Genomic DNA, 12,794 nt, shown 5'->3' with positions numbered 1-12,794 from the left:
ACATTCTAATCCCGGTGGCCTGCTTTGTCTTGGCAAGGCTGAAGGTAAGATAGGCAACTACCGAGACGTTTTGACGCATGCAGGGTCAAGATGTCTTGAGCAAGTCACGATAAAGCAGGAGTCATTCGATGGCCCGTATTAGTGTTGAGCGTGCCCACGGCCTGGGTAAGGAAGCGGCCCGCGAGAAGGCCGACAAGTTGGCGCAGAAACTGTCCGAGCAATATGGCCTGGAGCCGCAGTGGTCCGGCGACACTCTGAATCTGAGACGCCCCGGGGTGAAAGGCGCGGTGCATGTGGGCGACGACTCGATCAAGGTCGATGTCGAACTGGGCCTGTTGATGTCCGCCATGAGCGGCACCATCAAATCGGAAATTGAAAGGGCGCTCGATAAAGCGTTGGCATAATCCGGTCGTTGTGCGGAATGCGATTAATGTGGGAGTGGGTTTGCTCGCTCCCACATTTGTTCTGCGTCTACAGATTTTGTGTCACTTGTTAGGGTGCCGTTTCTAATTATTCTCACTACTTTGTGCCTGAGCCCGACTCTTTGCGGGCAGTTCCTCGACCCTTCTGCGCGTGAGGTGCACCATGGCCAAAGTTATTTTGAAGAAAAAAGTCGACGTTGAAACTAACGCTCTGGGCGACGTCAAATCGTATGCCCGCAAGATCTGGCTGGCAGGCCTGGGTGCTTATACCAGGGTTGGCCAAGAGGGTGGCGAGTACGTTCAAGAGTTGATCAAGGCTGGTCAAGCTGTTGAAAACAAAGGTAAAAAAGTCATCGATAAGAAACTTGAAGCGGCCAATGCCGAGATCGATGAAGCCAAGAGTGAAGTGAGTACTTTCAAAGGCAAAGTCGAACTTCAACTCGACAAAGTAGAGAGGGCTTTCGATACGCGTATCGCAAGTGCCTTGAATCGTATCGGCATTCCGTCTAAACATGACGTGGAGACACTCTCTGCTAAGCTCGATGAGCTGACGGCATTGCTCGAACGTGTCGCGCGTAAATCTTAAGGAGAACGGGATGGCTGGTAAAAAGAATACTGAAAAAGAAGGCAGCTCGTGGATCGGGAAGGTCGAAGACTACTCCCGCAAGATCTGGCTGGCTGGTTTAGGCGTGTACTCGAAGATCGACACTGACGGCAGCAAGCTCTTCGATACATTAGTTAAGGACGGCGAGAAAGCCGAGAAGCTCACCAAAAGCGCTGTCGGCAAGAAAGTCGATGCCGCCAAGGACTCCGCTTCGTCGGCCAAGTCGCGCATCAGCGGCGTGAAAGATCGTGCGCTGGGCAAATGGGATGAGCTGGAAGGGGCTTTCGACAAGCGCCTGAACAGCGCCATTTCGCGCCTGGGTGTACCAAGCCGCAATGAGGTCAAGGCACTGCACAGCAAGGTCGATACCCTGACCAAGCAAATCGAGAAACTCACCGGTGCCAAGGTTGCACCTGTTGCGGCGAAAACCACGGCAGCCAAACCTGCAGCCAAAAGTGCTGCCAAGCCATTGGCCAAGGCCGCAGCGAAACCGGCAGCCAAAACTGCAGCTGCGAAACCTGCAGCCAAAGCGGCCGCTAAACCCGCTGCAAAAGCTGCTGCAAAACCAGCTGCTAAAGCGGCGGCCAAACCCGCTGCAGCGAAGAAACCAGCAGTGAAAAAACCGGCAGCCCCGAAAGCGGCAGCGCCAAAATCAGCAGCGGCACCCGCTAAACCGGTAACCCCGGTCAGTACGGCGAACTCCGGCACTGCGCCGACCCCTGCTGTAACCCCGACTGTCGCACCGACTCCATCGGCGCCAACCAGTCAGTCCTGATGATCGTTCCCACGCTCCGCGTGGGAATGCCTCACCGGACGCTCCGCGTCCATTGCGGCAGTGACGCAGAGCGTCACCAGCTGCATTCCCACGCGGAGCATGGGAACGATCACGCCCGGCCTGTAAAGGTCGGGCGTTTTTGTTTGCGGATACATCCTAAATAGCACCACGGATCTACTGTGGGAGCGGGCTTGCTCGTGAAAGCGGCGTGTCAGTCGAGATCAATGTTGAATGATGAACCACTTTCGCGAGCAAGCTCGCTCTCACAGGGTTAGTCGTGCTCTTCCAGATATTGGAGCGCCAACCGCTCGGTCGCGACTTTCACCGGCGGCAGCAAGTGCGGCGCCACCAGCATCATGATCTGATACACCACCAGCCGCACTTCACCTTCACGGTCGAGAATCCGCTGATAGTCCAGCGAGAACAGCAACGTCATGGTGATTTGCTCCACCAGTTGCCCCAGCGCCTGGGTGTCACTGACCAATTGACCCTGAGCCTTCAACTGCGCCAGCAATGAGGCGAGTGTGCGCTTCAACGCATTGAGCAGGTTGCGTATCCCCTTGGCCAGTTTCGGCAGGCGGCCGGCAAGGTTCGACAGGTCCTGGAACAGAAACCGGTATTGGGCCAGGCGTTCGACGATCAGATGCAGGAACAGCCAGTAATCTTCGGGCGCCAATTCCACATCGGACGGTGGATCGAGCAAAGGGGTCAGTTCAGTCTGGAAGCGTTCGAACAACCCGAGGATCAGCGGTTCCTTGCCATGGAAGTGGTAGTAGAGGTTGCCCGGGCTGATGCCCATTTCGTTGGCCACTTCCATGGTGGACACGTTCGGTTCGCCCTTCTGATTGAACAACTGCAGGGCACATTCGAGAATCCGGTCGCGGGTTTTCATCCTGTCTTCTTAATGGTCGAGTCATGCCACGGCCATTGGCGGCCGTGGTTCGTTGAACGTCAGCGCACGCGCACGTAAGTACCGGGTGCTGCCTCCATCGGTGGATAGTTCTGGTTGCCGAGGGCCATCTGGGTTTCGCGTTGTGCGCCGGAACGTTCCTGAATCCAGCTCAGCCATTGCGTCCACCAGCTACCGTCGACGCGCTTGGCGTCGTAATACCAGGCCCGCGGGTCGCTGCTCAGTTTCGGATTCTCGACGTAGTTGGCTTTCGGATTGTGGGGCGGGTTGAGAATGCTCTGCACATGACCGCTATTGGACAGCACAAAGCGCCGCTCGCCACCCAATAGCAATGTCGAGCGATACACTGCATCCCACGGGGTGATGTGATCATTCATGCCCGCCACGCTGAAACTGTCGACGGTGACTTTCTGCAGGTCGATCGGCGTGCCGCACACTTCCAGCCCCCCTGGATGACTCAGCGGGTTGTGCTTGAAGAAGTCCAGCAGATCGCCATGAAACGCCGCCGGCAGGCGCGTGTTGTCATTGTTCCAGTAGAGGATGTCGAACGCCGGCGGCTCCTTGCCCAGCAGGTAGTTATTGACGAAGTAATTCCAGATCAAATCGTTGGGCCGCATCCAGGCAAACACCCTGGCCATGTCACGACCTTCCAGAACGCCCTTCTGATACGAGCGGCGCTTGGCCGCTTCCAGCGTCTGTTCGTCGGCGAATAGGGTGGCCGGGCTGTCTATCTGGCTGTCGAGCATGCTGACCAGGTAGGTCGCGCTGGACACCCGTCGCAGCTGCCGCTTGGCCTGCAAATGCCCTTGTAGCGCAGCGATGGTCAGCCCGCCGGCACAGGCCCCCATCAGGTTGACCTCGCGAGCGCCGGTGATTGCCCGGCACACATTCATCGCTTCCTCGGCGGCTTCGACGTAAGACGACAACCCCCATTCGCGATGACGCACATCGGGATTGCGCCAGCTGATAACGAAGGTCTGCAAGCCGTTTTTAAGGGCGAACTGGACGAAGCTGTTGTTGGGGCTCAAATCGAAAATGTAGTACTTGTTGATCTGTGGCGGCACGATCAGCAAGGGTTTGGAATACTGTTTTTCGCTCATCGGCTTGTACTGGATCAGTTCCAGCAGCTCATTGCGAAACACCACGGAGCCGGTGGTGGTGGCGACCGTTTTGCCCACCTCGAATGCTTGTTTGGTGACTTGTCTTGGAAGGCCGTCGTTGTGCAGGAGGTCGTCGAGCAAATGACCGATGCCCCGGACCAGGCTGCTGCCGCCGGAGTTGAAGAGTTCCTTGATCGCCAGCGGATTGAGCAGGGTGTTGGACGGCGCCACGGCGTCGTTGATCAAGGCAAAGGCGAAGTGGGCGCGGGCACGATCGTCCGGGCTCATGTTGCTTTCGTCGATCCAGCTTTTGACTTCTTTCTGCCAGCTCAGATAGGCCTGCAGGCTGCGGCGATAAAAAGGATTGAGGCTCCACGTCGGGTCGGCGAAGCGACTGTCCTGCGGGTTGGTCGGGTGCAGGGTTTCACCCAACAGGACACGGCCCAACTGGCCGCCCAGCTTCAAGGCATGCCGGGCCGTATACACCGGGTTGCGCAGGCCGTGGGTGGCCAGGCTGCGCAAGGTCGAAAGCAAGTCCCGGCCGCGCAGACCGGTAATCGCACTCTGAGCATTGATGAATGCAGCGGGAGCGGGCAAAGAGCCCTTCGCTGGTTTGTCGCGCATGAGTTAACACTCCTTCGTCATCAGGCCAAAAACAAACACACCCGAACAAAACACCATAGACGTTGTTGCGGGTTGTTGCGCGGCACGGCCTCCTGCCGACTCCTTTTCATAAACAAAAGTCGGGATCGGTTAACCGCTCGATGGTGCCGGATGCGGATGCATTACTGCGCGCTGACGTTCCTCCTCCAGAAACTTCATGATGATTGGTGCCACCGCTTCGGCACGGGTAATCAAAAACAGATGCCCATCGTCGATGATGTGCAATTGGGCATTGGGAATTCGCCAGGCCAACATGCGCATGTTGATCAGCGGGATCAGAGGATCGTCGTCGCCGGCCAACACCAAAGTTGGCTGGTTGATCTTGTGCAGCCAGTGAATGCTGGTCCAGCCGAAGCCAGCGAACAGCTGCCAGTAATAACCGAGTTTGCCTGCCGAGCGGACCCTGGCGGCGTGACTGGCTGCCAGGGTCGGATCGCGACGAAACGAGCCGCCATAGATCATCGGTGCAATACGAATCACATGGGATGGCTGGATGTAGCGCCGTGGGCTGGCCATCATCCACAGTACTTTCGGCTTGCCCGGCACCATCACGGTACCGGCCGCTGTAGCCGCCAGCACCAGCTTCTTGCAGCGCTCGGGATAGTCATAGGCGAACTGTTGTGCCAGGGCGCCACCCCACGACACACCAATCACATTGACTTGCCCGTAATCGAGATAGTCGAGCATTCGCGCCGTGAGTTTCGCCAGGCCCGAAAAGCGATACGGGCGGTTGGGAGTCGATGAGCCGCCAACACCGGGTACGTCGAAAGCAATGACTTCCAGGTCCGGATCCAGAGCCTGGACGAACGGAAATATCAGCTCCAGGTTGGCGCCGATGCCGTTGAAAATCAGCAAGGGCGTCAAGTGAGGCTTGCCGGGGCGTACCGCGGTGCGGAGGGTCTGGCCATCCAGGTTGACGGTACGAAAGACGAACGGTTGCGGCATGCACGGAGCCCTGTAGGTTTTAAACGCTGATCGGGCCGTCCCGGGCCGTCGCAGAATGTTCGAGGATGGCCTCGAGAGTGATGGGTAGAAATCGCGGCACCTCCCAGTGCCGCGGACCGCGAGTAAGTTGAAGCTCAACGTTCATGCACATAAGTACCCGGAGACGCTTCACCCGCTGGATAGGCCTTGTTGCCAAGGTGGGCGGGGGATTTCTTCAGTTTGCCCGAACGCTCGGCCTGCCACGCTTGCCAATACAACCACCAGGAGTCGGTGTGTTTGGTGGAGTTTTCCATCCACTCCTCGGCTTTGACCGGCATGTCGGTGCTGGTCATGTAGCGCGCTTTCGGATTGCCCGGCGGATTCAGAATGCTCTGGATATGCCCGCTGCTGGACAGCACGAACTCGACCTTGCCGCCGAACAGCTGCGCGGATTTGTAGCAGGATTTCCACGGGGTGATGTGATCGTTGGTGCCGGCCAGGGAAAAGATGTCGGCGGTCACCTGTTTGAGGTCAATCGCTGTGCCGCACACTTCCAGGGCATCGGGGCGGATCAGTGGGTTGTTTTTGAACATCTCGATCAGGTCGCCATGGAATGCCGCCGGCAACCGGGTGGTGTCATTGTTCCAGAACAGAATGTCGAAAACCGGCGGCTCATTACCCAGCAGGTAGTTGTTGACCCAGTAGTTCCAGATCAGGTCGTTGGGGCGCATCCAGGCGAAGACTTTCGCCATGTCGCGACCTTCCAGCACACCGGCCTGGTAGGAATGGCGCTTGGCGGCTTCGAGGGTCTGCTCGTCGACGAACAGAGCCACATCGCTGTCCAGGGTGGTGTCCAGCACGCTGACCAGCAGGGTGAGGGCGTTGACCTTCTTCTCGCCGATCGCTGCGTAGTGACCCAGCAGGGCGGTGCAGGTGATGCCGCCGGAGCAGGCGCCGAGCATGTTCACGTCTTTGCTGCCAGTGATCGCGGTGACGACATCGACCGCTTCCTTGAGCGCTTCGATGTAGGTCGACAGACCCCACTCGCGCTGCTCCTTGGTCGGGTTGCGCCAGCTGACGATGAACGTCTGTACGTTGTTGCGCAGGCAGAAGCGCGCCAGGCTCTTGTCCGGGCTCAGGTCGAAAACGTAGAACTTGTTGATCTGTGGCGGCACTACCAGCAGCGGGCGCTCATGCACCTGCTCGGTGATCGGTCGGTACTGGATCAGTTCCAGCACGTCGTTGCGAAACACCACAGCGCCTTCAGTCACGCCCAGGCTCTTGCCGACTTCGAACGCGCCCATGTTGACCTGGCTTGGCATGCCGCCGTTGTGGATCAGGTCCTTGGCCAAGTGGGAGAGACCGTCGAGCAGGCTCTTGCCACCGGTTTCGAAGAAGCGTTTGACCGCCGCCGGGTTGGCCGCCGTGTTGGTCGGGGCCATGGCTTCGGTCATGAGATTGACTACGAAATGCCCGCGAGCGATGTCCTTGGGCGAGAGGTTGCTGTCATCGATCCACGCGTGAAGCTCCTTGCGCCACGCCAGATAAGTTTGCAAATAACGTTTGTAGAGCGGGTTCTGGCTCCACGCCGGGTCGAGGAAGCGACGGTCGTCACTTTGCGGTTGAAGCTCGGATTTTCCGAGCAGCACGTTCTTGAGTTCGATGCCGAAATGGGCGACATGCCTGACACTGTGGATGGGTTGTCTGAGGGCCTGGCTCAGCACCATGCGGGCAGAGCCCAAGAGATCCTTTCTGCGTAGTCCAACAACAGGATTCAGCCCCAAGGTGTTTTCCGAAGCCTGAAATTTCAAGTCATCGTTAAGCTTGTTACTCATCTACGACGCTCCATTGTCCTGAGACGAGTACCTGAGTCCAGCTGTGTAGTCACACAACACGCCAGGTACTACTGCTCGGGTGACTGTAAATTGCGCATCGCTGCTTTTTAGTTCAGAGAGCACTGCACGGAACTTGCCAGCTCCATTGGTTACCCGAGTTTAATTTTTTTCGCAAGCGGGCCAATCGTTGACACCGCAGCGGAGCATTCAAACAGATGGAATTAGAAAATGCCCTCTAAATAGCCAGAGGCCTGACCTAGAGCATCAGCTTGACGACTGACTCATTCGGATCACGGGTCTTTCCAGCCGCTTTGAGTTCCGCAAGATAATCACTCCAAAGATCTTCTTGGCGCACTGCCAACTGGTACAGATATTCCCAAGTGAACAGGCCGCTGTCGTGGCCGTCGTCGAAGGTCAATTTCAGTGCGTACTGACCAGCCGGTTCGACCTTGCTCAGGCCTACGCCAATCTTGCCAAATTGCAGGATAGGTTTGCCGTGGCCCTGAACTTCAGCGGAAGGAGAGTGCACGCGAAGAAACTCGGCGCTCAGGTGATATTCCTCGCCGGACGCGTATTTGAGCGTCAGGGTTTTTGAGGCTTTGTGGAGTTTGATGTCGGTGGGGAGTTGGCTCATGGCAGGTCGTCCGTCTATGTGGAACGTTGTGTAGGACCTGCCGCAGGCTGCGATCTTTTGATCTTCGGCGTCAGCCGGAAAAGATCGCAGCCTGCGGCAAGCTCCTACAGGTATTTCGTTCTCACAGGAGAGTAGGTGACCTACAGGATATAACGGGACAGGTCTTCGTTCTGCGCCAATTCGCCCAAGTGGCTGTTGACGTAATCGGCATCGATCAGGATTGGCTTGTCCTCGTGGGTGCTGGCCAGATCGCCGGCGCTGAACGACACCTCTTCGAGCAGACGCTCGAGCAGGGTGTGCAGGCGACGGGCACCGATGTTTTCGGTTTTCTCGTTGACCTGCCAGGCGATCTCGGCGAGGCGCTTGATGCCGTCCGGCAGGAATTCGATGAGCAGTCCTTCGGTTTTCAGCAGTGCGCAATACTGCTCGGTAAGCGATGCATGCGGCTCGCTGAGGATGCGCTCGAAATCTTCCGGGCTCAGGGCCTTGAGTTCGACCCGAATCGGCAGACGACCTTGCAGCTCCGGTACCAGATCGCTTGGCTTGCTCAGGTGGAACGCGCCGGAGGCGATGAACAGGATGTGGTCAGTCTTGACCATGCCCAGTTTGGTGTTGACGGTGCAGCCTTCGATCAGCGGCAGCAAGTCGCGCTGTACGCCTTCGCGGGACACGTCGATGCCACCGGAGTTGCCGCGCTTGGCGACCTTGTCGATTTCGTCGATGAACACGATGCCGTGCTGCTCAACGGCTTCCAGGGCCTTGGCCTTCAATTCTTCTTCGTTGACCAGGCGACCGGCTTCTTCGTCGCGAACCAGTTTCAGCGCTTCCTTGACCTTGAGCTTGCGGTTTTTGCGCTTGCCCTTGCCCATGTTGGCGAACAGGCTCTGCAGCTGGTTGGTCATTTCTTCCATGCCCGGTGGCGCGGAGATATCGACGCCGGACACTTCGGCCACTTCGATTTCGATCTCCTTGTCATCCAGCTGACCTTCACGCAGGCGTTTGCGGAACAGCTGACGGGTGTTGGAGTCGGCCGACGGTGCCGAGTCCTCGTTGCTGAAGCCCATGCGTGGCGGTGGCAGCAAGGCGTCGAGGATGCGCTCTTCGGCAGCGTCTTCGGCGCGGTGGCGAACCTTGGTCATTTCCTGTTCGCGCAGCAGTTTGATCGCGGCGTCGGCCAGATCACGAATGATCGATTCGACGTCACGGCCCACGTAGCCCACTTCGGTGAACTTGGTCGCTTCGACCTTGATGAACGGCGCGTTGGCGAGCTTGGCCAGGCGACGGGCGATCTCGGTTTTACCGACACCGGTCGGGCCGATCATCAGGATGTTCTTGGGGGTGACTTCGACGCGCAGCTCTTCGGGCAGCTGCATCCGACGCCAGCGGTTGCGCAAGGCAATGGCGACGGCGCGTTTGGCATCGTCCTGGCCGATGATATGGCGATTGAGTTCGTGGACGATTTCACGGGGGGTCATGGGCATAATAATTGGCGGTCCTCAAGCAAAAGTGAGCCGTGGCGCTAGGCCGACACAGGCTTACTCAGCGAGGTCCTGCTCCTCGATGGTGAAGGTGTGGTTGGTGAATACGCAGATGTCGCCGGCGATGCCGAGCGCTGTTTCGACGATTTCCCGTGCCGACAAATCGGTTTTCTTCAACAGGGCACTCGCGGCAGCCTGGGCGTAACCGCCGCCGGAACCCATGGCGATCAGGCCTTGTTCGGGCTCAACCACGTCACCGTTGCCGGTGATGATCAGGGAGGCATCTTTGTTGGCGACCGCGAGCATGGCTTCGAGGCGGCTGAGGGTGCGGTCGGTGCGCCATTCTTTGGCGAGTTCGACGGCGGCGCGAACCAGGTGACCCTGATGTTTCTCGAGCTGGCCTTCGAAACGTTCGAAGAGGGTGAAGGCGTCAGCGGTGGCCCCGGCAAAACCGGCGATAACTTGGCCGTGGTAGAGGCGGCGAACTTTCTTCGCGTTGCCTTTCATCACGGTATTGCCGAGCGAAACCTGGCCGTCGCCGCCCATGACGACTTTGCCGTGGCGGCGAACTGAAACGATGGTGGTCAAGGGAGAGTCTCCACGCAGCGGGGCGAAAATGCCTTATGCCAACTCATATGGGGGTGGTGGAGCGTTTTTCAACTGTAGGACGCGGCGGGGGACGAGCGGTGCGCGTATTGATCGTTCCCACGCTCTGCGTGGGAATGCAGCCCGGGACGCTCCGCGTCCCTTTCTAAAGCTGGAACGCGGAGCGTCCCTTGAGGCGTTCCCACGCAGAGCGTGGGAGCGATCAGCGGAAGGTCAGCGGCTTTGGCGTTGTTGTAACAACAGGTTGCTGAAACCGCTACCAGCCAGTTGCTTCTGGGCGGTGGTCAGCTGTTCGCGGTTGCTGAACGGGCCGACCAGAACCCGATACCAGGTCTCGTCCTTCACAGTGCCGGATTCAACCGCCACGGCCTGGCCCAGCAGGATGATCTGCGCACGAACCTTATCGGCATCGGCTTCCTTGCGGAACGAGCCGGCCTGCAGGAAGAACTTGGTCACCGGCGCCGCTTTCGCCACAGGCGGCGCTGGCGGCGGGGTGATGCCGGCCAATGCCGCTTGAGCCCGGGCGGTGTCGATCTTCGCCGCTTCCGCAGGCGTCACCGGCGTGGTCGGAATGGCCGGCACTTGTGGTGTCGGCAGGGTTTTCTCCGGCACTGCGTCCGGCGGCACGATGACTTCCGATTCCGGCAGCAAGGTGTAGAAGTCGTACTTCGGCTTCACCGGTTGCGTCGGGCTCGGCGGGGTCTTGTTGGCCTCGGCGATCTTGGTGGCTTTCTGCTGCTCGATCTTCTCGCGCTTGACGCTGTCGCTGCCCTTGCCCGGTTCCAGCTTCATCAGGAACACAATGAACGCACCGACCGTCAGGCCGATGGCCATCCACAACCAGCCCGGGATCGGTTGTTTTGCAGGAGCTTGGTAACGGCTGGCGCCACGCTTGGGTGCAGGTTTTTTCTTGGCAGCCAACTTACATACGCTCCAGAGTTTCCAGACCCAAGAGTTCCAGGCCTTGCTTGAGAGTGCGGCCGGTCAGCGCGGCGAGGCGCAGGCGGCTCTGCATTTGCGCCGGGGTGTCGGCGCCGAGGATCGGGCAGTTCTCGTAGAAGCTGGAGAACAGGCCGGCAACATCGTACAGGTAGGTGCAGAGAATGTGCGGCGTACCTTTGTCGGACACGTTATTCAAAATTTCGCCGAACTGCGCCAGTTTCGCCGCCAGCTCATGTTCGTGGGCGGCTTCGAGGACGATCTGCCCTTCGACTTCGCTGAAGTCCTTGCCGAGCTTGCGGAACACACCGGCCACCCGGGTGTAGGCGTACAGCAGGTATGGCGCGGTGTTGCCTTCGAAGTTCAGCATCAGGTCGAAGTTGAAGCTGTAGTCGCTGGTGCGGTGCTTGGACAGGTCGGCGTATTTCACGGCGCCGATGCCCACGACCTTGGCGATGTTGCGCAACTCGTCTTCGGCCAATTCCGGGTTCTTCTCTTTCACCAGGGTGTAGGCGCGTTCCTGGGCTTCGGTCAGCAGGTCGATCAGCTTCACGGTGCCGCCGTCACGGGTCTTGAACGGACGGCCGTCGGCGCCGTTCATGGTGCCGAAGCCCATGTGCTCCATTTCCATCGGATGGGTCACGAAGCCGGCCTTGCGGGCGACGGCGAACACTTGCTGGAAGTGCAGGGCCTGGCGCTGGTCGACGAAATACAGCGCACGATCGGCCTTCAGCACGCCACTGCGGTAGCGCACAGCCGCCAGGTCAGTGGTGGCGTAGAGATAGCCGCCGTCAGCCTTGACGATGATCACTGGCAGCGGGTCGCCATCGGCGTTCTTGAACTCGTCGAGGAACACGCATTGAGCGCCGTTGCTCTCGACCAGCAGGCCAGCGGCCTTGAGGTCGTTGACCACGTTGATCAGGTCGTCGTTGTAGGCGCTTTCACCCATTACGTCGGCCATGGTCAGTTTGACGTTCAGCAGTTCGTAGATTTTCTGGCAGTGCGACAGCGAGATGTCTTTGAATTTGGTCCACAGCGCCAGGCAATCCGGGTCGCCAGCTTGCAGCTTGACCACCAGGCCACGGGCGCGATCAGCGAATTCTTCGGACTCGTCGAAGCGTTGCTTGGCGGCGCGGTAGAAGTTTTCCAGGTCCGACAGCTCATCGCTGGTGATCGGGTTTTCCTGCAGATAAGCCATCAGCATGCCGAACTGGGTGCCCCAGTCGCCAACGTGGTTCTGGCGGATCACTTCGTCGCCGAGGAATTCAAGCACCCGGGCCACGCCGTCGCCGATGATGGTCGAACGCAAATGGCCGACGTGCATTTCTTTGGCCAGGTTCGGGGCCGACAGGTCTACCACGGTGCGCTGCACCGGGCCGGCTTTGCGCACGCCGATGTGGTCGTCGGCCAGTGCCGCGTCCAGGCGGGTCGCCAGGGCTTGAGTGTTCTGGAAGAAGTTCAGGAAGCCAGGGCCGGCGATTTCGGCTTTGGAGACGTTCTCGTCAGCCGGCAGCGCGGCGATGATTTTCTCGGCCAGGTCGCGGGGTTTCATGCCCGCCGGTTTGGCCAGCATCATGGCGATGTTGCTGGCGAAGTCGCCGTTTTTCTTGTCGCGAGAGTTTTCCACCTGGATCGCCGGCGACAGGCCTTCAGGCAACACACCTTCGTTGACGAGTTGGGTGATGGCTTGTTGGATCAGCTGGCGAATGGTGTCTTTCATGGTCTGCTCTTTCGGCCGCAAGCGCGGCGGCGCTTCGATGCGCTGGTGGAAAAACTGGGCATTATCCGTTGCGAAGACGGGCTTGCCAACTATAGCGGGCCGGTTATGGATATGTGGTGACAAATCGACCGCTATCGCGGGCAAGCCCGCTCCCACAGGGTAAGTGGTACGACGTAGAGCATGT

General features: G+C 58.9%; 12 protein-coding genes. 3 read left to right on the top strand and 9 right to left on the bottom strand.

Going from position 1 to position 12,794, the window contains the following annotated elements; all coding sequences use genetic code 11:
- Window positions 1–128: 128 nt before the first annotated feature.
- The 3 genes from MMG91_RS09925 to MMG91_RS09915 all read left to right on the top strand — a co-directional run bounded on the left by MMG91_RS09925 (window position 129) and on the right by MMG91_RS09915 (window position 1,801).
- The gene (locus tag MMG91_RS09925) at window positions 129–404 is read left to right on the top strand and encodes a polyhydroxyalkanoic acid system family protein (RefSeq protein ID WP_305447865.1); all 276 of its coding nucleotides are present in this window, start codon (window positions 129–131) and stop codon (window positions 402–404) included.
- A gap of 181 nt (window positions 405–585) precedes the next feature.
- Complete coding sequence (locus MMG91_RS09920; protein WP_305447866.1) at window positions 586–1,008, top strand: phasin family protein; 423 nt, start codon at window positions 586–588, stop codon at window positions 1,006–1,008.
- Window positions 1,009–1,018: 10 nt separating this feature from the next.
- Entirely contained in the window at window positions 1,019–1,801 is a 783-nt protein-coding gene (locus MMG91_RS09915) for a phasin family protein (protein ID WP_310659478.1), read from the top strand.
- A gap of 271 nt (window positions 1,802–2,072) precedes the next feature.
- Here MMG91_RS09915 and MMG91_RS09910 read toward each other — a convergent pair whose 3' ends face one another.
- The 9 genes from MMG91_RS09910 to argS all read right to left on the bottom strand — a co-directional run bounded on the left by MMG91_RS09910 (window position 2,073) and on the right by argS (window position 12,610).
- Window positions 2,073–2,693: a TetR/AcrR family transcriptional regulator gene (locus tag MMG91_RS09910; protein ID WP_019581845.1), complete on the bottom strand. Its 621-nt coding sequence runs from the start codon at window positions 2,691–2,693 to the stop codon at window positions 2,073–2,075.
- Between the two features lie 59 nt (window positions 2,694–2,752).
- On the bottom strand, window positions 2,753–4,435 hold the full coding sequence (gene phaC, locus MMG91_RS09905; RefSeq protein ID WP_305447868.1) for a class II poly(R)-hydroxyalkanoic acid synthase: 1,683 nt from the start codon (window positions 4,433–4,435) through the stop codon (window positions 2,753–2,755).
- A gap of 129 nt (window positions 4,436–4,564) precedes the next feature.
- Complete coding sequence (phaZ, locus tag MMG91_RS09900) at window positions 4,565–5,419, bottom strand: poly(3-hydroxyalkanoate) depolymerase (RefSeq protein ID WP_305447869.1); 855 nt, start codon at window positions 5,417–5,419, stop codon at window positions 4,565–4,567.
- A 134-nt stretch (window positions 5,420–5,553) separates the two neighbouring features.
- Entirely contained in the window at window positions 5,554–7,233 is a 1,680-nt protein-coding gene (gene phaC / locus MMG91_RS09895; protein WP_310659477.1) for a class II poly(R)-hydroxyalkanoic acid synthase, read from the bottom strand.
- A gap of 256 nt (window positions 7,234–7,489) precedes the next feature.
- Window positions 7,490–7,867 carry a DUF971 domain-containing protein gene (locus MMG91_RS09890; RefSeq protein ID WP_310659476.1) on the bottom strand — a complete coding sequence of 126 codons (378 nt, stop codon included), beginning with the start codon at window positions 7,865–7,867 and terminating at the stop codon, window positions 7,490–7,492.
- 140 nt (window positions 7,868–8,007) lie between these two features.
- Window positions 8,008–9,348, bottom strand: coding sequence for an ATP-dependent protease ATPase subunit HslU (gene hslU / locus MMG91_RS09885; RefSeq protein ID WP_305447872.1), 1,341 nt, complete (start codon window positions 9,346–9,348; stop codon window positions 8,008–8,010).
- 54 nt (window positions 9,349–9,402) lie between these two features.
- Window positions 9,403–9,933, bottom strand: a complete 531-nt coding sequence (gene hslV / locus MMG91_RS09880; protein WP_305447873.1) for an ATP-dependent protease subunit HslV — start codon at window positions 9,931–9,933, stop codon at window positions 9,403–9,405.
- Between the two features lie 231 nt (window positions 9,934–10,164).
- Window positions 10,165–10,872, bottom strand: coding sequence for an SPOR domain-containing protein (locus MMG91_RS09875; RefSeq protein WP_123358790.1), 708 nt, complete (start codon window positions 10,870–10,872; stop codon window positions 10,165–10,167).
- Between the two features lies 1 nt (window position 10,873).
- A complete protein-coding gene (gene argS, locus MMG91_RS09870) occupies window positions 10,874–12,610 on the bottom strand; it encodes an arginine--tRNA ligase (RefSeq protein ID WP_310659475.1) in 1,737 nt (578 codons plus the stop codon).
- Window positions 12,611–12,794 lie beyond the last annotated feature (184 nt).

Source organism: Pseudomonas sp. JL3 (assembly GCF_031570575.1).
GTDB classification, from domain to species: domain Bacteria; phylum Pseudomonadota; class Gammaproteobacteria; order Pseudomonadales; family Pseudomonadaceae; genus Aquipseudomonas; species Aquipseudomonas cucumis.
Note: the sequence above shows the minus strand (reverse complement) of the source record. Positions and strands in the feature narration are given on the sequence as shown.